The organism is Streptomyces afghaniensis (assembly GCF_044327915.1).
Lineage (GTDB): Bacteria > Actinomycetota > Actinomycetes > Streptomycetales > Streptomycetaceae > Streptomyces > Streptomyces afghaniensis.
Genome location: NZ_JBIRGJ010000012.1, coordinates 128,862 through 147,762 on the forward strand (window position 1 = coordinate 128,862; position 18,901 = coordinate 147,762).

Genomic DNA, 18,901 nt, shown 5'->3' on the forward strand with positions numbered 1-18,901 from the left:
CCGGACGGCCGAACCGGCGCGGTCAGCATGGCTCCGGACCGCCGCGGACCGACACCATCGCCTGGCGTGTCAACTTCCAGCCGTCGCCGTGTCGTTCGACGTAACCGAGTGCCCGGAGTTCGTACAGTCTCGCGATCGCGTCGTCCTGTGCGGTCTGCGCGCGGCGCGCGATCTCGTCCGGCCGGGCCGCCCGGCCGCCCGGCAGGGCGGCGAGCACCTGCCGGGTGGCCGGTGCCAGCAGGTCCCGGGGCAGGACGGGGCCGCGCCGGTCGGGGGCCAGCTGTCCGATGTCGCCGACCAGCTCGACGACGTCCGCGGCGTCGGTGACCAGGGCGGCCTCGCCGCGCAGCAGCTCGTGCACCCCGGCGGACAGCCCGCTGGTGGCCGGGCCCGGTACGCCCATGGTGTACCGGCCGAGGCGCTGTGCCGCCCGTGCCGTGACCAGGGAGCCGCTGCGGTGGGCGGCCTCGACGACCACGGTGCCGCGGGTGAGTGCCGCGATCACCCGGTTGCGCAGGATGAACCGGCTGGGTGTCGGGTGATCGCCGGGCGGCAGCTCGCCGATGACCAGTCCCTGGTCGGCGATTCTGCTGATCAGCTGGGTGTGTCCGCGCGGGTAGGGGCGGTCGACGCCGCAGGCGAGGACGGCGACGGTGGCGCCGCCCGCGCCGAGGGCGCCGCGGTGGGCGGCGCCGTCGACTCCGTAGGCGCCGCCGGACACCACGACCCAGCCCTGCTCGGCGAGGCCGGCGGCGAGGGTGGCCGCCATGTGCGCCCCGTACTCGGTGCAGGCGCGGGCGCCGACGACGGCCACCGACCTCAGCGCCCACATCCGCAGACTGGCCCGCCCCCGCACCCACAGCCCCAGCGGCCGGGCGTCCCCGAGATCATCGAGCTGCCCGGGCCACTCCGCGTCGCCGGGGCGGACGAACCGCACCCCGGCTTCCCGGGCGACGGCGAGGTCCGCACGCGGCCGGGCCACCTCGGCCCTCGCCAGCAGGCCCTGCCACCGCTTCCCGCCCACCCCGGCCAGGGGCAGTCCGCCCTCCGCCAGCCGCCGGGCCACCTCCCGCACCCCGTGCTCCCGCACCCACCGCCCACCGATCTCGTCACCGGGCTCGATGACACGGGTGAGGAAGACCCGGGCGAACAGCTCCTCGTCCGGTTCGTCGGCGACGCTCATGTCAGCGCCCCGATGGCCATCGGGACGCCCCTCGGGACGCCGGTGCGCAGCTGGAGCGCGAGGGCGACGTCCGTCGCGTCGGGCCGGTCGTGGCCGACGAGATCGGCGATCGTCCAGGCCACGCGCAGGACGCGGTCGAGGCCGCGGGCGGTCAGGACGCCTCGCTCCAGGTTCCGCTCGGCCTCGTCCATCGCCCCGGGCGCGGCGTACCAGCGGCTGCGCAGCTCGCGGCCGGGGACCTCGCTGTTCGTCCGCCACGGAGTGCCGGCGAGGCGCTCCGTGGCCCGCTCCCGGGCCGCCCGTACCCGGTCGGCGACCGTCGCGGTGGACTCGCCCCGCGCGCCGGAGGAGGTCAGCTCGGTGCGGGTGACGCGGTCGACTTCCACGCGCAGGTCGACCCGGTCGAGCAGCGGGCCGGAGAGCCGGGCCTGGTAGCGGCGGACCGCCGAGGGCGGACACTCGCACAGGTCGTCCCGCTGCGAGAACCGGCCGCAGGGGCACGGGTTGGCCGCGAGCACCATCAGGAACTTCGCCGGGAAGCGGACCACTCCCGCACTGCGCGCGATGACGACATGCCCCGCCTCCAGCGGCTGGCGCAGGGCGTCCAGGGCCTGGCTGTTGAACTCGGGGGTCTCGTCCAGGAAGAGGACTCCCCGGTGGGACAGCGACACCGCGCCGGGCCGCGCGATGCCCGGGCCGCCGCCGACGAGGGCCTGCATGGTGGCCGAGTGGTGCGGGGCGCAGTACGGGGCGACGTCGATCAGGGGCTTGCCCGGGGGCAGCAGGCCCGCCACCGAGTGGACCGCGGTGACCTCCAGTGACTCCTGCCGGCCGAGCCGGGGCAGGATGGCGGGCAGCCGCTCCGCGAGCATCGTCTTGCCGGCGCCGGGAGGCCCTTCCAGGAACAGGTGGTGTCCGCCCGCGGCGGCCACCTCCACCGCTGTGCGTGCGGAGGTCTGCCCGACGACGTCCGCCAGGTCATGGCCGGGCTCGTGCTGGGCCGCGCCGACGCTGTGCATGCCCGTGGCGGCGCCCGTGCCCGGCATGCGCAGGCCGGCCAGGAGCGGATCCGGGCGGCCCTGCTCGTCCGGATCCTCGTCGGGCACGGGTTCGTCGGCCAGGATGGCGATCAGCTGGCGCAGGCTCCGGACGCCCAGTACGGACACCCCGGGCACGAGGGACGCCTCGGCGGCGGCACACTCCGGCACCACCACCTGCTCGTACCCGGCATCCGCCGCCGCCAGCACCGCCGGCAACACCCCCCGCACCGGCCGCACCCGCCCGTCCAGCCCCAGTTCGCCGATCATCACGATGTCGGCGAGGACCCGGGGATCGATGCGCTCCGCCGCGCCGAGGACCGCTGCCGCGACGGCCAGGTCGAAGCCGCTGCCGGACTTGGGGACGGAGGCCGGGCTCAGGCCGACCGTGAGTTTCTTCTGGGGCCAGGCCGCGCCCGAGTTGACGACCGCGGCACGCACCCGGTCCCGGCTCTCCGTCAGGCTCTTGTCGGGCAGTCCCACCAGCGTGAACGCCGCGACGCCCGGCTCCAGGTCGGCCTGGACCTCGACGACCACGCCCTCGACGCCCACCAGCGCCACCGAACACGTACGGGCGAATCCCATCAGGCCACCCCTCGCACATGCTCGACCACGGCCGCGCCGCGGGCCGGCAGCAGGACCCCTACCACGTCGATGCGGACCCCTCCGGGCGGTGCGCCCCCGTGTGTCTGGATCCACCGCTCGGCGAGGTCCCGCAGCCGCTCCGCCTTCTGTGGGGTCACGGCGGCCATCGGATGCTCGAAGGGACCCTCCCTGCGGGTCTTCACCTCGCAGACGACCAGGACGTCCCCGTCCCTGGCCACGATGTCGATCTCACCGGCCCGGCCCGAGCGCCAGTTGCGCTCCAGGACCGTCAGTCCGGTCTCCGCCAGCCGCCGGGCCGCCAGAGTCTCTCCGTACCTGCCCATCGCACTGCGTGCGTTCATGTCGGCACCACCTCCGGCGCCAACGATCACGCAGCCGTCCCCACGAAGTGGATCTTGGTGGACAGCTCAGCGGCTGTGGAAAACTCCGTCACCCTTCCAGGTGAAGGTCACCCGATGTCACCCGCTCGGCAGTTCGAGATCGCTCTTGTTCAGCTCCTCGATGTTCACGTCCTTGAACGTCAGGACCCGGACCTGCTTCACGAACCGCGCCGGCCGGTACATGTCCCACACCCAGGCGTCCGCCATGGACACCTCAAAGAACACCTCACCCTGGACCGAGTGCACCTGCATCTCGTAGTCGTTGGTCAGGTAGAAGCGCCGCTCGGTCTCGATCACGTATTTGAACAGACCGACGACATCGCGGTACTCCCGGTAGAGCTTCAGCTCCATCTCGGTCTCGTACTTCTCGAGGTCCTCGGCGCTCATGGCATGTTCCCCTTCAGCCGTGCGATCCCACCATTGTGCGCCAGTCCCGTGTGCCCCTAGACGATTTCCGGGTCAAGGATCACGGGCCTGGCCGGGGGACCTTCGTCGAGCAGCGTGCGCAGCAGCCCGGCGAGTCTCGTCGGATACACCGTCTCATGTGCCCGGCAAAGTTCCGGACACGTCCACCAGCGCGCTCCGGCGACACTGCGCCGCTCCAGCTCGGTCAGCCCCACGGCCTCGACCGCCGTTCGGTCCGTCCGAGCCAGGTAGTACCACTCGTCCTGGTCCCAGCGGCGGCCCGCGAACGGGAACGAGCACATCCGCCGCCACAGCACCGGGCCCAGCTCGACCTCGGTGATGCCCGTCTCCTCGGCGAGTTCCCGCAGGGCGGCCTCTTCACGGGTCTCCTCGCCCTCCACACCGCCGCCCGGGGTGAACCACCAGTCGTCGGCCGGATCGTCCGGCTCGTGCCCGTGCAGCAGCAGGATGCGGTCCCGCGGGTCGAGCAGCACGACCCGGGCGACCTTGCGCAGCCCGCCCTCGTAGGTGTCCTGGCCCGCCCCCACGGCCTCAGCGGACACCTGCGGGCTCCGCGCTCGCTCGCCGGGCCCGGGACGCGCCCGCACGCTTGGCGACGGGACCGTAGGCGCCCCCGCCCAGGACGAGCACGGCGCCGGCGATCACCAGGGCGGTGATCGTCCGAAGCGGGCCGGGCGAGGACAGGGTGCCGAGCGCCTCGAAGCCGGTGGGCCGCTCCAGCATGCCCTTCATGGGCCAGACGACCGAGTCGACACGGGCGTCCACGGCGGAGCGTGCCACCGTGCCGCTGGCGGCGTCGGTCAGGTGGGCGGTGGAGTCCACGGAGTTGCCACGCTCGTCACCGAGCAGGAAGAGACGGCCCTTGGGGACGGTCACGGTCGGGAAGTTGCTCATCTCCGCCGGTGTGCCCTTGGGCAGGTACGTCTCGTCGATCTCCTTGCCGTTGACCTTCAGCTTGCCGTCCTGGCAGCAGGAGACCGTGTCGCCGCCGACGGCGACCACACGCTTGACCATCGGGGCGTTGGCCCAGGTGGCGTCCTTGAAGACGACGACGTCACCGCGGCGCACCTCGCCACCGTCGACGCGCTGCGCCAGGATCCGGTCGCCCGCGTCGATCGTCGGGGTCATCGAACTGGTGGGGACCGTGTACGGCCGGTAGACCACCGCTCCCCAGGCGAAACCCCCGAGGAACAGCACAAGGCCCAGTGCGACGGCCAGCCCGGACAACCGCTGTCCGGTCCGGCTGCCCACCGGGCCCGAGCCTGTGCCACCGCTGCGCGGGGCCGTGTGCGTCATGCTCTCGCCACCCATGGGTCCGCACCCTACCCGGGGGTACCGACCGGGGTCAGCCCACCGTCGGGATCACTGCTTCCTGCGGCGCCACAGCACCACCGGCACCACACCCAGCAGCGCCAGCCCCGGCGGCGCCAGCGCCGGACCGACCGCGTTGAGACCGGCCTGGTCGAAGGTGTCCGGCACCGGCAGGTTGTCCCAGCGGTTGATCGGCCAGGCGATGACGATGGCCCGGCCGACGACGTCCTTCACCGGGACCATGCCGTGGTGCTCGTCCGACTGGTTGTAGCGGGAGTCCCGGGAGTTCTGCCGGTGGTCGCCCATGACCCAGATGTAGCCCTTGGGAACCTTTACCTTGAATTGACCGCCCTGGTCGTCCACGCTGCACGGCGTGTTGCCCGCGTAGACGTACGACCGCTCGTCCAGCGCCTTGCCGTTGACCGTCAGCGGGCCCGTGCCCTTGCACTCGACCGTGTCGCCGCCGACGCCGACGACCCGCTTGATGAGGTCCTTCTCCTCCGCGGACGGCATGAGGCCGATCCAGCTGAGGAACGTCTGCAAGGCGTTCGGATCCGCTGTCGGCTCGCCCGCCAGCCAGTTGTCCGGGTCGTGGAAGACGACGACCTCGCCGCGCTCGGGCTCGGAGCCGAACCAGGGGGTCAGCTTGTCGACCAGGACACGGTCGCCCTGCTGGAGGGTGTTCTGCATCGAGTCGGAGGGGATGGAGAACGCCTGCACCAGGAAGGTCTTGATCAGCAACGCGAGCACCAGCGCGATGCCGATCAGGATAGGCAGCTCCTTCCAGAAGGAGCGTTGCTTCTTCGGCGTCCTGGCCGTGCCTCCCGGCCCCTCGCCCTCGGCTGTGCTGTGCTCGCCTGTCACCCTGTCGTCCTCGGCTGCCCCGGAGTCATTCCCGGAGGTCACGGCGCTGTCCGCGGCCGGGACGGCGGATTGCGCGGGGCGTCCGCGGTGCTCCTCGCCGTCGTGTCCGGACCGTGCGCCAACCGCCACATCCCCCACGCCAACTCCTCACTCTGTGCCGCCGCCTGCCCCACACACGACGCAGGCCCACCACTCCCATAACGAGCGGGAGTTCCGCAGGGGTCGGGAGCTGGATCGTTCCGTTCGAATCGTCGGAGGCAACCCTATGCGACAGTTCGGCAGCGGCGGTCGACCCGGGGGCCGAGTCGGACACCGAGGCGTAGGTGTTCGGTTCCTCCAGGGTGCTCCAGTGCCCGAAGGGCCAGGCGATGACCATGGCGCGGCCGACGACCTCTTCCTCGGAGACGGTGCCGCCGTAGTCGGTGTCCTGGTGGGCGCGGGAGTCCGCGGAGTTGTTCCGGTGGTCGCCCATCACCCACAGCCGGCCCGGGGGGACGGTGATGTCGAACGGCGTGTCGGACGGGGCGTTGCCGGGGTAGAGGTAGTCCTCGTTCAGCGGGATGCCGTTGACGGTCACGCGCCCCTGGGTGTCGCAGCACTTGACGCGGTCTCCGCCGACGCCGACGACCCGCTTGATGAGGTCCTTCTCGTTGTCGGACGGCAGCAGGCCGATGAAGGTGAGCCCTTCCTTGACCTGCTTGATGACGATGGGGTCGTCCTTCGGAAGGCTGGTCTGCTCGTCCTGGAGCCAGCCGCCGGGGTCCTTGAAGACGACGACGTCCCCGCGCTGCGGCTTGGAACCGAACCACGGGGTGAGCTTGTCGACCAGGACGCGGTCGCCGATCTGGATCGTCTGCTCCATGGAGCCGGACGGGATGACGAAGGCCTGGACGAGGAACGTCTTCAGCACGAGCGCGATGAGGACGGCGACGCCCACGAGGAGCGGTATCTCCTTGACGGCACCGCGCCTGCGGCGCCGCTTGACCTTCTTCTGGAGCTTGCGCCGCTCGGCGCGCGTACGGCCGCTGGACGGACCGGCGGCGCGCCGGGCGCCGGTGGGCAGCAGGTTTTCGGCGGGGCCGGCGGGGACGCCGCGCGGTTTGCCGCGGTTACCCATGGGCGCCCGCCCTTCCGGCGGCGGCAGCGGGCACGCGCGCGTAGGCGTCGGGGCGGTGCAGACGGGTGGCGTGACCGAAGGGCCAGACGATCCAGTCGGCGCGGCCGATCACCTCGTCGACCGGGATCATGCCGCCGCCGGGCGAGCCGAGGTGGTCGCGGGAGTCGCTGGAGTCGGCGCGGTGGTCGCCGAGGAGGAACAGCGTGCCGACGGGCACGACGACGTCGAAGGGCACGGTGGAGGGGCTGTCGCCGGGGTACAGGAAGCCCGACTCGTCGACCGGCCGGCCGTTCACCTGGATCCTCCCCTCCTCGTCGCAGCAGACCACGTGGTCTCCCCCCACGCCGACAACGCGTTTGATGTAGTCCGCGTGCCCGAAGTACCCGGTCCCGTCGAACACGACGATGTCTCCCCGCTGCGGCTCGGCTCCGAAACGGTACGCCAACTTATTTACGAGAACCCGGTCCCCGATCCTCAATCCCTGTTCCATGGATCCGCTGGGGATCTGGAACGGCCGCAGCACGAACGTGCTGAGCAGCAGCAGGAAGAGCAGGCAGGCCAGCAGCGTCAGAGTGATCCGGCCGCCCGGGACCCACTCGGTGACACGCGACAACGCGAAACGCGACCGTTCCTCCGGCCGTCCGGGCTCCGAGGCGTCCTCGGAGTCGGTAGGGCGGGAGGAGCGGTCGCGCTCCGTCGGCTGAGCTTCGGTGTCCATCGGAGCCAGATGCTATCCGGCCCCGATGTGAACTCCGGAGAGCGCTCAGTTCTCGCGCTTCTCCTTGATCTTCGCGGCCTTGCCGCGCAGCTCGCGCAGGTAGTACAGCTTGGCGCGGCGGACGTCACCCTTGGTGACGAGCTCGATCTTCTCCACGATCGGGGTGTGCACCGGGAAGGTGCGCTCGACGCCGACGGAGAAGGAGACCTTGCGGACCGTGAAGGTCTCGCGGACGCCGGCACCCTGGCGGCGGATCACCACACCCTTGAACTGCTGCACACGGGAGCGGTTGCCCTCGATGACGCGGACGTGCACGTTGACCGTGTCGCCCGGGCGGAAGGCGGGGACGTCGCTGCGCAGCGACGCGGAGTCGACGGTGTCGAGCAGGTGAGACATTTCGTCTGCTTTCCTCGCTGATGCCACAGGTCATCAACGGAAACTAGGTGTTCTGGATCAGGGCTGTGCGGGTCGGAGCGGGCGTCGTCTCCCCCTGTGGCAGGGGCGCGCGCCGGACGGACGCACAACAGCTGGCTATTCTTCCACGCCGTCGGTCCTGCGCCAAAATCGGCCGTACGGCTCCCCCTCGGGGTCCGGTTCCCAGCCCAGGATGGACAGCATCTCGCGGTCCTTCTTGTCGAAGGCCTTGGGGTCGCACCGCTCGATGAGGTCGGGCCGGTGGGCCGTCGTGCGCTTCAGGGCCTCGTCGCGCCGCCAGCGGGCGATCTTCCCGTGGTGGCCGCTGAGGAGCACATCGGGGATGTCCCGGCCGCGCCACTCGGGCGGCTTGGTGTAGACGGGACCTTCCAGCAGGCTCGCCATGGCGCCGGGCGCGAAGGAGTCGTCCCGGTGGGACTCGGCGTTGCCCAGGACGCCGGGCAGCAGCCGCGCCACGGCCTCCGTGACGACGAGCACGGCCGCCTCGCCGCCGGCCAGGACATAGTCGCCGATCGACACCTCGTACACCGGCATCCGCGTCGCGTACTCGTCGACGACGCGCCGGTCGATGCCCTCGTAGCGGGCCGGCGTGAAGATCAGCCAGGGCCGCTCGGAGAGGTGGACGGCGAGCTCCTGGGTGAAGGGGCGGCCGCTGGGCGTGGGCACGATGAGGGCGGGCGCTTGGGAGCCGGTCTCGTAGCCGTCGGCCAGGACGGAGTCCAGTGCCTCTCCCCAGGGCTCGGTCTTCATGACCATGCCGGGTCCGCCGCCGTAGGGCGTGTCGTCGACGGTGTTGTGGCGGTCGTAGGTCCAGGAACGCAGGTCGTGTACGTGTACGTTCAGCTGTCCACGCGCGCGTGCCTTGCCGACGAGGGAGACGTTCAGCGGTTCCAGGTACTCGGGGAAGATCGTGACGACGTCGAGGCGCATTACGACTCTTCCCCGACGGTCTCTTCCCCGCTGGTCTCTTCCCCGCCGGCGGTCCCTTCCCGGCTGGACGCGATCTCCGCGCGATCGTCGATCAGGCCCGGCGGCGGGGTGATGACGGCCCTCTGCTCCTCCAGGTCGATCTCGGTGACGATCTCCTCGACGAAGGGGATCATCACCTCGCTGCCGTCGGGACGCTCCACGATGAACAGGTCCTGGGTGGGCAGGTGCGAGATCTCCGTGATCCGGCCGACCTCCGTGCCGTCCGCGGTGACCACGTCGAGGTCGATGAGCTGGTGGTCGTAGTACTCGTCCTCGCCCTCGGGCAGTTCCTCCGGGTCGATCTCGGCGATCAGGAGGGTGTTGCGCAGGGCCTCGGCGCCGGTGCGGTCGCTGACGCCCTCGAAGCGCAGCAGGAGACGGCCGCTGTGGACGCGGCCCGTCTCGATGGTGAGGGGTCCCGCGGCGGCGGGATCGGTGGCGAGTACGGCGCCGGGGGCGAGCCTGAGCTCAGGCTCGTCGGTCCGTACCTCGACGGTGACCTCACCCTTGATGCCATGGGCACGGCCGATCCGTGCGACTACCAGCTGCACGTGTCCAAGTCTCCTGTCATACAGCTACGGGCCGGGGACGGCCGTCAGGCCCTCCCCGGCCCGAGCCGGTTGCGATAAGCGTCAGCGGACGTGGTCCACGTCGACGAGGTCGACGCGGACACCGCGACCGCCGATGGCGCCCACGACGGTACGCAGGGCGCGTGCGGTGCGGCCGTTGCGGCCGATCACCTTGCCGAGGTCGTCCGGGTGGACCCGGACCTCGAGCACTCGCCCGCGGCGCAGGTTGCGCGAGGCGACCTGCACATCGTCAGGGTTGTCGACGATGCCCTTCACGAGGTGCTCGAGAGCCTCCTCGAGCATGCTCAGGCCTCGGTCGAAGCGGACTCGGCGGCGGCCTCGTCCTTCTTCTCAGCCTTCTTCTTCTGGGTGATGGCCTCACCCTTGCCCTCGTCGTCACCGCCGAGAGCCTCGAACGACGGGCGCGCGGCCTTCTCGGGCTGCGTCAGCAGCGGAGCCGGGGCGGGCTCGCCCTTGAACTTCTGCCAGTCGCCGGTCTTCTTGAGGATGGCCATCACGGGCTCGGTCGGCTGGGCGCCGACACCGAGCCAGTACGCCACGCGCTCGGCGTCGACCTCGATCACCGACGGGTTGTACGTCGGGTGGTACTTGCCGATCTCCTCGATCGCACGACCGTCACGACGGGTACGGGAGTCGGCGACGACGATGCGGTAGTGAGGCGAACGGATCTTGCCCAGACGCTTCAGCTTGATCTTGACTGCCACGGGAGTGGGTTCTCCTGGTTTTGACGTGGTTGGGCACGGCGAGGAAAGCCGCGTGGGGTTGCGGTACCCGAGTGCCCGATGGACGCGTCAGCCGGAGGCGAGAGGGTTCCTGTGCGGCTGTCGAGTACAGCTAGCCATTGTGCCACACCCCGCCGGGCGGCTCTGACCGCGGGGTATCGCCGCCGCGCGGGCAGGCTGAGGGGGCACCCGGCGTGGAGGTGAGGTACGTCGGGTGCCCTGCCCGGCAGTGGCGGGTGCTGTCCCGACCGGCAGCCACGAGATGCCGGTGCGGACGTCAGCCGGCCACGGCTCCCACCACGTCCGGGATCCGGAACGGCTTGCCGCAGCCGCCGCAGACGATCGGCGCCTGGGCGAGGACCGACGGCACGACGCGTACGTTGCGGCCGCAGTCGCAGACCGCCTTGACGCGGACGCCGCCGCCGGAGGACCCGTGCCGGGCGGCCGGGCCCCGGAAGGTGCGGGAGGTGTCGGAGGAGGTGGCGGCCGTGTGGGCCTTCAGGGCGCGCTGGAGGCGCTCCATCGTCGGGCGGTAGCGGCGCTTCGCCTCGGGGGTGAGCGTGACCAGGGAGAAACCGCTGCTGGGGTGCGGTTCCTCGGGGTGGTCCAGGCCCAGCTCCTCGGCGATCGCGAGGAATCTGCGGTTGTGGTAGCGGCCGGCACGGGAGGTGTCGCGGACGCCGCGGGCGGCGGCGATGCCATGGACTGCCTCATGGAGCAGTCGCTCGAAGGAGAGCTCGTGACCGCACGCGGACGACGACTCCCCGATCAGGGACTCTGGCGCGGCAAGGTCGGGCAACTCGGGGTGGTACCGCTGAATGTCGGCCCACGCCTGTGCCAGCTCTGCGGCGAGAACAGGTGGTGTCTGTGTCGTGCTCACGTAATGACAACGAGCCGGGGTGCCCCAGTGTTCCGATTCCGGGGCATCCCAAATAATTTGCACGTACCCGTCAGTTGCCTCTGATGCGTCCCGACGAGGGCGGGTGCGCTGATCTGTGGAGAAGCTTCACAGCTCACCACAAGGTGGTGCGTAGCCCCGCGTACGCCCCGGCGCGTACACGATGTCCGCGCGCCGGGGAAGCAGGGGTGCGCGGTTACGCAAGAGGCGTTTCGGTCGCCTTGCGCCCCACTCGGTGAGCGCGTGCGCCTACTCAGTAAGCGCGTGCGACGACCGCGACGTTACCGGGTGCGTCGTCGGCGTCCGGCACCGACCCGTCCCCGGCGACCAGACACCGTACGGTCACCGCGTGATCGGCCAGCTTGGCTTCGCCCTCCTCACCGAGCACCGCCCACGGGATGCGCGCCCAGCCGCCGGCGCCCGCGACCTCGACGGCCTCGTCGATCGTCGAGACCTCGGCGGTACGGGACTCCCGGCGCTCCCGGGACTGCTGCAGCAGCAGGGCCTGGTCTTCTTCGAGGACCTGCGGCAGCAGCGACACCAGGGTCTCCAGGGAGACCGGCTCCTTGCCGCCCGGGATGCGGCGGGCGAGCATCGCGGTGCCGTTCTCGAGGTCGCGGGGGCCGACCTCGATCCGGACCGGCACGCCCTTGAGCTCCCAGTCGACGGCGCGGCGGCCGAAGGGGGTGTCGGTGCGGTCGTCCACGTGGACGCGGATCCCGGCCGCCTTCAGCCGGTCGCCGAGCTCGCGGACCTTGGCCAGAACCGCCTCGTCGCCCTTGATCGCGAGCACCACCGCCTGGATCTGCGCCAGCCTCGGCGGGACGCGCAGGCCGTTGTCGTCGCCGTGCATCATCACCAGGGCGCCGATCATGCGGGTGGTGGAGCCCCAGGAGGTCTGCCAGACCAGTTCCTGCTTGCCGTCCTTGGACAGGTACTGCGTGTTGAAGGCCTTGGCGAAGTTCTGGCCCAGTTCGTGGCTGGTGGCCATCTGGAGGGCCTTGCCGTCGCCCATCATGCCTTCGAGCGTGAGGGTGTTGACGGCGCCGGCGAACCGCTCCTTGACGGTCTTGCGGCCGGGGACGACGTCCATCGCGAGGACGTTCACCATGAAGTCCTCGTAGACCTTCCGGTGAATGTGCGCGGCGAAATCGCGCGCCTCCTCGTACGTGGCGTGCGCGGTGTGGCCCTCCTGCCAGAGGAACTCGGTGGTGCGCAGGAACAGACGGGGACGCAGCTCCCAGCGCACGACGTTCGCCCACTGGTTGATGAGCAGCGGCAGGTCGCGGTAGCTCTGAACCCACTTCGAGAAGTAGTCGTTGATGATCATCTCGGAGGTGGGCCGGACCACGGCGGGTTCTTCGAGTTCCTTGCCGCCGCCGTGCGTGACCACGGCCAGCTCGGGCGCGAAGCCCTCGACGTGGTCCGCCTCGCGCGTGAGGTACGACTGCGGGATCAGAAGCGGGAAGTACGCGTTCTGGGTGCCCGTCTCCTTGATGCGGGCGTCCATCTCGCCCTGCATCCGCTCCCACAGCCCGTATCCGTACGGTCGGATGACCATGGTGCCGCGCACCGGACCGTTGTCGGCGAGCTCCGCCTTGGTGATCAAGTCCTGGTACCAGCGCGGGAAATCGTCCGCCCGGGGGGTGAGAACGGGTGCCTTCGCCATGGCGAGATGGTACGGGCCCACGTTGCCGGAATGTGAAATCTCGCCATAGGCACATGACAACTCATATGCCGGGGCGCATTCCACTGGACGACAGGTCGAGGGGGGAGTTTCCTGGCATACGGGGGTAGTGCGAGCGCACTGTCACGGGGGCCATGGAATCGGGCAAGAGGCAACTCTCGGCGGATTGGGGCGCTTACTTATGACACCTACGCTCGTGCGGCAGCACCTGCCTCACGCGGGGGCCGCACCCCGCGTGGACCTGCGTGCACGCGCGCGTGACTGGTCCGAAATCCAGGAGCGGATGCTCGTACCGCTCTACGAGGCCGTCTACGAGCGACTGGACGTGGGTCCCACGACGCGGCTGCTCGGCCTCGGCTGCGGTTCCGGACTCGCCCTGCTGATGGCCGCCGCCCGGGGAGCGGCGGTCACCGGTGTCGACGCTTCCCCCGAAAGAATGGCCCTCGCACGGGAGCGACTGCTGCCCGAGGCCGGGGCCACGCGCGCGCGGGCCGGCAACCGGCTGGTCGACGGCTCACCGCGGGACACCGCGGAGCCGGGCGCTCCCGCGTACACCCTGGTGACCGCCTTCGAGCCGATCGGGTGCCTGGCGGGCGACTCGGAGGGGCTGGGCGGGCTGCTCGCGGAGGCGACGCCGCTGGCGGGGCGCGGAGCGGCCGTGGTGCTGGCCGGCTGGGGTCCGCCGGAGCGGTGCGCCACGACGTCCGTGCTGCGGGTCGCCACCAAGCTGGCGGAACCGCTGCGCAGCACGGGCAACTGGCGCCTCGCCCTCCGTGACGACCTGGAGGATGTCGCCCAGCGGGCCGGCCTCAGGCCGGACGGGTCCGGGCGGGTGGCGTGCCCCTTCGGATACGCCGATGTGGACAGCGCGGTGCGCGGGCTCAAGTCGACCGGGCTGTTCGACGCGGCGATCACGGCGACGGACCAGGTGCAGGTGGACAAGGAGCTGACCGAGGCTCTGCATCCGCACCAGCGGCCGGACGGGACGGTGTGGATGCCGAACGTGTTCCGGTATCTGATCGCCCGGACTCCATAGCGAACAGATCTTCGGTGCAGGTGTGAATGGTGTGAAGAAAGCACCATGGCGTGCTTTTGGTTTCACCAAGTGGATCATGAACGCTTAATGTGATCCACCGCTCGGGGGACCTACACATCTGCATACAGGAGCTGTTGTGCCGCACCACAAGACCGCGCTGCGTCTCGTCGCGCCCGTCGCCGTCCTCGCTCTGGCGCTCACCGCCTGCGGTGGCGGCGGCGACAAGGCCGACGCGAAGAGCCCGGACACCGAGAAGGCCAAGGTCTTCCCTTCGCCGGAGCCGGCCTCCGGCGGTGAACTGGAGACCGGCGAGAGCGCCACGGGCAAGGTCGCGGAGGACCCGGGCGAGGTCACCTACGAGGTCGTGGCGCAGAAGGTCGACGTGGGCACCGAGGCGGAGGCGGCCAAGGTCGTCTCGGAGCCGGACAAGGTCAAGGGCAAGGTGCTGGCCGTCGCCCACGTGAAGTACACGCACAAGAGCGGCCCCGCCCTCACCGACGGCTCCGACGTGCACGACGGCACCACGGTCTTCGCCGACGGACAGCGCGGCAGCGTCCTCATCGGCGCGTCCGAGGACGCGACGGGCTGCGAGGACCCGTACGACGTCGAGAGCTGGAAGCAGGGCGAGAGCCACGTCTTCTGCGAGACGTACGTGATCCCGGCGAACGCAAAGAACGTCGAGGTCCACTGGTCCGAGGAGGACGGCGAGCCCTACATCTGGACGTTCCCGAACGCCTGACCGGCGAGCCGCCGGCGAACCGCCGAGGGCGCCCCCTTGCGAAAGGGGGCGCCCTCGGCGTCGTGCGGTACGGGCCGTCAGCCCATGAACTTCTTGAACTCGTCGGGGAGTTCGAAGTCCTTGGCGCCCTGCTGCGGCAGCCCGAAGGCGTTGCCGCCCTCGGCGGCGGCCGCGCGGCGGGCGGCCTCCTCCTGCTCCTGCTGCTTGCGCTTCATCGGGTTGCCGGAGCGCTGCTTGCCCTTGGCCTGCTTCTGCTTCTTCTTGGTCCTGCCGGGACCGCCGCCCATGCCCGGCATCCCGGGCATCCCCGGCATGCCGCCGCCCTGGGCCATGCGGGACATCATCTTGCGGGCCTCGAAGAACCGCTCGACCAGGTTCTTCACCGCGCTGACCTCGACGCCGGAACCCCGCGCGATACGGGCGCGGCGCGAGCCGTTGATGATCGTCGGTTCCTGGCGCTCGGCCGGGGTCATCGACTTGATGATGGCGGCCGTGCGGTCGACGTCCCGCTCGTCCAGGTTGTTGATCTGGTCCTTCATCTGGCCCATGCCCGGGAGCATGCCGAGCAGCTTGGAGATGGAGCCCATCTTCCTGACCTGCTCCATCTGGGCCAGGAAGTCGTCGAGGGTGAAGTCCTGGCCCTTCTTGGAGGCCAGCTTCTCGGCCATCTTCTGGGCTTCGGCCTGGTCGAAGGTCTTCTCCGCCTGCTCGATCAGGGTGAGCAGGTCACCCATGTCGAGGATGCGGGAGGCCATCCGGTCCGGGTGGAAGGCGTCGAAGTCGTCGAGCTTCTCGCCGTTCGACGCGAACATGATCGGCTTGCCGGTGATCTGCCGGATCGACAGGGCCGCACCACCGCGGGCGTCGCCGTCGAGCTTGGAGAGCACCACGCCGTCGAAGCCGACGCCGTCACGGAAGGCCTCGGCGGTGTTGACGGCGTCCTGACCGATCATCGCGTCGACGACGAACAGGATCTCGTCGGGGCCGACCGCGTCCCGGATGTCCGCGGCCTGCTGCATCATCTCCTGGTCGATGCCCAGGCGGCCGGCGGTGTCCACGATCACGATGTCGTGGACCTTGGACTTGGCGTACTCGATGGAGTCCTTGGCGACCTTGACCGGGTCACCGACGCCGTTGCCCGGCTCCGGCGCGTAGACGCCGACGCCCGCGCGCTCGGCGACGACGCTGAGCTGGTTCACGGCGTTCGGGCGCTGGAGGTCACAGGCGACCAGCAGCGGCGAGTGGCCCTGCTCCTTCAGCCAGCGGCCGAGCTTGCCCGCGAGGGTGGTCTTACCGGCACCCTGCAGACCCGCCAGCATGATCACGGTGGGGGGCTGCTTGGCGAAACGCAGCCGCCGGGTCTCGCCGCCGAGGATGGTGACCAGTTCCTCGTTGACGATCTTGAGGACCTGCTGGGCCGGGTTGAGCGCCCGGCTGACCTCGGCGCCGAGTGCGCGCTCCTTGACGTTCTTGATGAACGTACGGACGACCGGCAGGGCCACATCCGCCTCGAGGAGCGCGATCCGGATCTCGCGCGCCGTGGCGTCGATGTCCGCCTCGGAGAGCCGTCCCTTGCCGCGCAGGTTCTTGAAGGTCGCTGAGAGGCGATCGGAAAGAGTATCGAACACGGCGCTCGCGGTCCTCGGGGTCGGAGTCAGACTGGGGAATCGCCCTCCAGGGTATCCCGGCGTGACAAGTCGCCGGGTCGCCCTCACCCACGCAGTGTCTCCTCCAGCTTCCGCGCCACCGACTCGGCCTCGTCACCGGGCAGCGGCGCGCCCTCCGGACCGGTCACGTAGAAGGCGTCCACGGCGTTGGCGCCGAGCGTCGAGACGTGCGCGCTGCGCACCAGCACGCTCGCGTCCTCCAGGGCGCGGCCGATGCGGAACAGCAGGCCCGGCGCGTCCTGGGAGCGGACCTCGATGACCGTGGCCAGCCGGGAGGCGGCCGGGTGGACCGACACCCGGGGCGGCGGGGCCACCACGCCCCGGCGGCGCGGATAGGCCGCGTCCCGTTCGGCGAGGCGTCCGGCGATGTCCAGGGAGCCGTCCAGCGCCCGCACCAGGTCGGCGCGCAGGCGGGCGGCCTGCGGCAGGGAGCCGTACTCGGCGGCGACCCGCCAGTCCAGCAGCAGGACGGAGCCGTCGACGCCGTCCGGGAGGGTCAGGGACCGCAGCTCCGCCGTTCGTACGGTCAGCCGGTGCATGGCGAGGACACCGGCAACCGCGGGCAGCACACCCGGCTGGTCGGGGACGGCGATGAGCAGTTCCACGCCGAGCGGCTCGGGGTCGCCGGAGGGCTCCTGTCCGGCGGGCGGCTCGGTCTGTGCCCGCAGGGAGAGGACCGGGCTGCCCGTCGCGACCGCCTCGATGGCGAGCCGCTCCTGCTCGGCGGTCGGCGCGGCGTCCTCGGGATCGTCCGGGGCGTCCCCGGCGAGCACCGCCGAGACCCGCTCGACCAGGTCGGCGACGAGCGAACCGCGCCAGGACGACCAGGCGGCCGGGCCGGTGGCCAGGGCGTCGGCCTCGGTGAGCGCGTGCAGCAGTTCCAGGGTGCCCTGGGAGCCGACGGCCTCGGCGACCGAGCGCACGGTGGCCGGGTCCTCCAGGTCACGCCGGGTGGCCGTCTCGACGAGCAGCAGGTGATGCCGGACGAGGGTGGCGACGACCGTCACGTCGTGGCGGTCGAAGCCGATGCGCGCGGCCACGTCCTTGGCGATGATCTCGCCGGCCACCGAGTGGTCGCCCGGCCAGCCCTTGCCGATGTCGTGCAGCAGCGCGGCGACCAGCAGCAGGTCGGGGCGGCTCACCCGGCGGGTGAACTCGGAGGCGCGCACGGCGGTCTCGATGAGATGCCGGTCGACGGTCCACAGGTGCACGGCGTTGCGCTGCGGGCGGCAGCGCACCCGCTCCCAGTCGGGCAGCAGCCGGGTGATCAGCCCTTCGGCCTCCAGTGCCTCCCAGACCTCGATGGTCGGGCGGCCGGAGCCGAGCAGGGTGACGAGCTGTTCGCGGGCCTCGGCGGGCCAGGGTGTGGGCACCGGGCGCACGGTGGCCGCCATGCGCCGTACGGCGTGCAGGGAGAGCGGGAGTCCGGCCTGCGCGGCGGCGGCCGCGGCGCGCAGCGGCAGCACGGGGTCGCGCTCGGGGCGTGCGGCACGGGCGAGCACCACCTCGCCGTCCTGCTCCACTACGCCCTCGGCCAGCGGAGAACGCTCGGCGGTCGGCTTTCCGCCGCCCAGCATGGCGCGCAGCCGGGGCCGCACGGCGCGCGACCGCAGTACGCGCCCCACCTCGCGCCAGGTGACGTCACTGGCGTACGAGATGAGCCGCGCCGCCTCGTACACCTGCCGCAGCAGCGTGTCCGCGTCGAGCAGGCCGAGCTCGGCGGCCACCTGGTCCTGCTCCTGGAGCGCGAGCCGGTCGGTGGCCCGCCCGGTGGCCAGGTGCAGGGCGTCCCGGACGTCGAGGAGCCGGCGCCGGGCGTCGGCGAGGCCCTCGCGCGGGGCGTCGGCGAGCCAGGAGGCGGCGACGGCGCGCAGCGCGGTGGCGTCACGCAGCCCGCCGCGGGCCTCCTTCAGGTCGGGTTCCAGGAGGTACTGCAGCTCGCCCTGGCGCTCGGCGCGTTCGGCGCACAGTTCCTGCAGTTCGGGGAGGCGTTTGGGCGCCTGGTTGCGCCAGTCGGCCAGCACGGCCGTACGCAGTCCGGCGGTGAGGCCGAGGTCACCGGCGAGGTGCCGGGCGTCCAGCAGGCCGAGCTGGACCTTGAGGTCCTCCCCCGCGGTCCTGCGGGCCTCGGCGGGCGTGCGGACGGAGTGGTCCAGGGCCAGGCCCAGATCCCACACCGGGTACCAGAGCCGGTCGGCGAGGGCGGCGACCGCCTTGGCGTCGCTGCCGTCGTGCAGCAGGAGCAGGTCGAGGTCGCTGCGCGGGGAGAGCTCGCCGCGGCCGTAGCCGCCGACGGCGACCAGGGAGACCCCGCGCAGCCCTTCCGCGCCCGCGGCGAACAGGCCGGTGAGCCAGTCGTCGGTCAGTTCGGCCAGGGCCGCACGGCGCGGCGGCCCGGACCGCGCCTCCTCGGTGAGGAGACGCAGCCGGGCCGCCGCGTAGCCGCTGGGTCCCGAATCCTCTGCTTCCTTCTGCACGTCCGTACCCGTCACCCAGCGACTCCTGTTCTGTTTGCC

At 71.2% G+C, this 18,901-nt stretch carries 20 protein-coding genes; 2 read left to right on the forward strand and 18 right to left on the reverse strand.

Going from position 1 to position 18,901, the window contains the following annotated elements:
• Positions 1-22: 22 nt before the first annotated feature.
• The 16 genes from dprA to proS form a co-directional block, all read right to left on the reverse strand.
• Complete coding sequence (dprA, locus tag ACH4G3_RS38930; protein WP_397628910.1) at positions 23-1,183, reverse strand: DNA-processing protein DprA; 1,161 nt, start codon at positions 1,181-1,183, stop codon at positions 23-25.
• Positions 1,180-2,805, reverse strand: a complete 1,626-nt coding sequence (locus tag ACH4G3_RS38935; protein WP_397628911.1) for a YifB family Mg chelatase-like AAA ATPase — start codon at positions 2,803-2,805, stop codon at positions 1,180-1,182. The genes dprA and ACH4G3_RS38935 overlap by 4 nt, the downstream gene beginning before the upstream one ends.
• Positions 2,805-3,197, reverse strand: a complete 393-nt coding sequence (locus tag ACH4G3_RS38940) for a YraN family protein (protein ID WP_063610741.1) — start codon at positions 3,195-3,197, stop codon at positions 2,805-2,807. The genes ACH4G3_RS38935 and ACH4G3_RS38940 overlap by 1 nt, the downstream gene beginning before the upstream one ends.
• Before the next feature lie 87 nt (positions 3,198-3,284).
• Positions 3,285-3,593 (reverse strand): DUF2469 domain-containing protein, encoded by a 309-nt coding sequence (locus ACH4G3_RS38945; RefSeq protein ID WP_003993268.1) that lies wholly within the window; start codon positions 3,591-3,593, stop codon positions 3,285-3,287.
• 56 nt (positions 3,594-3,649) lie between these two features.
• Complete coding sequence (locus tag ACH4G3_RS38950; protein ID WP_397628912.1) at positions 3,650-4,174, reverse strand: NUDIX hydrolase; 525 nt, start codon at positions 4,172-4,174, stop codon at positions 3,650-3,652.
• Positions 4,164-4,943, reverse strand: a complete 780-nt coding sequence (gene lepB / locus ACH4G3_RS38955; RefSeq protein ID WP_354745400.1) for a signal peptidase I — start codon at positions 4,941-4,943, stop codon at positions 4,164-4,166. The genes ACH4G3_RS38950 and lepB (ACH4G3_RS38955) overlap by 11 nt, the downstream gene beginning before the upstream one ends.
• Before the next feature lie 51 nt (positions 4,944-4,994).
• Entirely contained in the window at positions 4,995-5,945 is a 951-nt protein-coding gene (gene lepB / locus ACH4G3_RS38960; RefSeq protein WP_397628913.1) for a signal peptidase I, read from the reverse strand.
• Positions 5,833-6,924 carry a signal peptidase I gene (gene lepB / locus ACH4G3_RS38965; RefSeq protein WP_397628914.1) on the reverse strand — a complete coding sequence of 364 codons (1,092 nt, stop codon included), beginning with the start codon at positions 6,922-6,924 and terminating at the stop codon, positions 5,833-5,835. Before lepB (ACH4G3_RS38965) ends, lepB (ACH4G3_RS38960) begins: the two co-directional genes overlap by 113 nt.
• On the reverse strand, positions 6,917-7,642 hold the full coding sequence (gene lepB, locus ACH4G3_RS38970; RefSeq protein ID WP_397628915.1) for a signal peptidase I: 726 nt from the start codon (positions 7,640-7,642) through the stop codon (positions 6,917-6,919). Before lepB (ACH4G3_RS38970) ends, lepB (ACH4G3_RS38965) begins: the two co-directional genes overlap by 8 nt.
• A 45-nt stretch (positions 7,643-7,687) precedes the next feature.
• Positions 7,688-8,038 carry a 50S ribosomal protein L19 gene (gene rplS, locus ACH4G3_RS38975; RefSeq protein ID WP_010044485.1) on the reverse strand — a complete coding sequence of 117 codons (351 nt, stop codon included), beginning with the start codon at positions 8,036-8,038 and terminating at the stop codon, positions 7,688-7,690.
• A 135-nt stretch (positions 8,039-8,173) separates the two neighbouring features.
• Positions 8,174-9,007: a tRNA (guanosine(37)-N1)-methyltransferase TrmD gene (gene trmD, locus ACH4G3_RS38980; protein ID WP_351412653.1), complete on the reverse strand. Its 834-nt coding sequence runs from the start codon at positions 9,005-9,007 to the stop codon at positions 8,174-8,176.
• A complete protein-coding gene (gene rimM / locus ACH4G3_RS38985) occupies positions 9,007-9,597 on the reverse strand; it encodes a ribosome maturation factor RimM (protein WP_397628916.1) in 591 nt (196 codons plus the stop codon). Before rimM ends, trmD begins: the two co-directional genes overlap by 1 nt.
• 81 nt (positions 9,598-9,678) lie before the next feature.
• A complete protein-coding gene (locus tag ACH4G3_RS38990; protein WP_003973401.1) occupies positions 9,679-9,918 on the reverse strand; it encodes an RNA-binding protein in 240 nt (79 codons plus the stop codon).
• 2 nt (positions 9,919-9,920) lie between these two features.
• The gene (rpsP, locus tag ACH4G3_RS38995) at positions 9,921-10,340 is read right to left on the reverse strand and encodes a 30S ribosomal protein S16 (protein WP_020270730.1); all 420 of its coding nucleotides are present in this window, start codon (positions 10,338-10,340) and stop codon (positions 9,921-9,923) included.
• A gap of 295 nt (positions 10,341-10,635) precedes the next feature.
• On the reverse strand, positions 10,636-11,238 hold the full coding sequence (locus ACH4G3_RS39000) for a hypothetical protein (protein ID WP_020270731.1): 603 nt from the start codon (positions 11,236-11,238) through the stop codon (positions 10,636-10,638).
• A gap of 271 nt (positions 11,239-11,509) precedes the next feature.
• Positions 11,510-12,925 carry a proline--tRNA ligase gene (proS, locus tag ACH4G3_RS39005; protein WP_397628917.1) on the reverse strand — a complete coding sequence of 472 codons (1,416 nt, stop codon included), beginning with the start codon at positions 12,923-12,925 and terminating at the stop codon, positions 11,510-11,512.
• 199 nt (positions 12,926-13,124) lie between these two features.
• Between proS and ACH4G3_RS39010 the strand changes: the two genes are divergently transcribed.
• Both ACH4G3_RS39010 and ACH4G3_RS39015 read left to right on the forward strand, forming a co-directional pair.
• Positions 13,125-13,979, forward strand: coding sequence for a methyltransferase domain-containing protein (locus ACH4G3_RS39010; protein ID WP_397628918.1), 855 nt, complete (start codon positions 13,125-13,127; stop codon positions 13,977-13,979).
• A gap of 136 nt (positions 13,980-14,115) precedes the next feature.
• A complete protein-coding gene (locus ACH4G3_RS39015) occupies positions 14,116-14,718 on the forward strand; it encodes a hypothetical protein (protein ID WP_397628919.1) in 603 nt (200 codons plus the stop codon).
• Positions 14,719-14,795: 77 nt separating this feature from the next.
• Here the strand turns inward: ACH4G3_RS39015 and ffh are convergent, their stop codons facing one another.
• Together ffh and ACH4G3_RS39025 are read right to left on the reverse strand one after the other, a co-directional pair.
• The gene (gene ffh, locus ACH4G3_RS39020; protein ID WP_397620199.1) at positions 14,796-16,346 is read right to left on the reverse strand and encodes a signal recognition particle protein; all 1,551 of its coding nucleotides are present in this window, start codon (positions 16,344-16,346) and stop codon (positions 14,796-14,798) included.
• An 83-nt stretch (positions 16,347-16,429) separates the two neighbouring features.
• Entirely contained in the window at positions 16,430-18,877 is a 2,448-nt protein-coding gene (locus ACH4G3_RS39025) for a [protein-PII] uridylyltransferase (protein WP_397628920.1), read from the reverse strand.
• Positions 18,878-18,901 lie beyond the last annotated feature (24 nt).

Bases quoted from the DNA above. Each gene is read 5' to 3' on its own strand.
- dprA (WP_397628910.1), bottom strand. From the start codon at position 1,183: ATGAGCGTCGCCGACGAACCGGACGAGGAGCTGTTCGCCCGGGTCTTC.
- ACH4G3_RS38935 (WP_397628911.1), bottom strand. From the start codon at position 2,805: ATGGGATTCGCCCGTACGTGTTCGGTGGCGCTGGTGGGCGTCGAGGGC.
- ACH4G3_RS38945 (WP_003993268.1), bottom strand. From the start codon at position 3,593: ATGAGCGCCGAGGACCTCGAGAAGTACGAGACCGAGATGGAGCTGAAG.
- lepB (WP_354745400.1), bottom strand. From the start codon at position 4,943: ATGGGTGGCGAGAGCATGACGCACACGGCCCCGCGCAGCGGTGGCACA.
- lepB (WP_397628914.1), bottom strand. From the start codon at position 6,924: ATGGGTAACCGCGGCAAACCGCGCGGCGTCCCCGCCGGCCCCGCCGAA.
- lepB (WP_397628915.1), bottom strand. From the start codon at position 7,642: ATGGACACCGAAGCTCAGCCGACGGAGCGCGACCGCTCCTCCCGCCCT.
- rplS (WP_010044485.1), bottom strand. From the start codon at position 8,038: ATGTCTCACCTGCTCGACACCGTCGACTCCGCGTCGCTGCGCAGCGAC.
- trmD (WP_351412653.1), bottom strand. From the start codon at position 9,007: ATGCGCCTCGACGTCGTCACGATCTTCCCCGAGTACCTGGAACCGCTG.
- ACH4G3_RS38990 (WP_003973401.1), bottom strand. From the start codon at position 9,918: ATGCTCGAGGAGGCTCTCGAGCACCTCGTGAAGGGCATCGTCGACAAC.
- proS (WP_397628917.1), bottom strand. From the start codon at position 12,925: ATGGCGAAGGCACCCGTTCTCACCCCCCGGGCGGACGATTTCCCGCGC.
- ACH4G3_RS39010 (WP_397628918.1), top strand. From the start codon at position 13,125: ATGACACCTACGCTCGTGCGGCAGCACCTGCCTCACGCGGGGGCCGCA.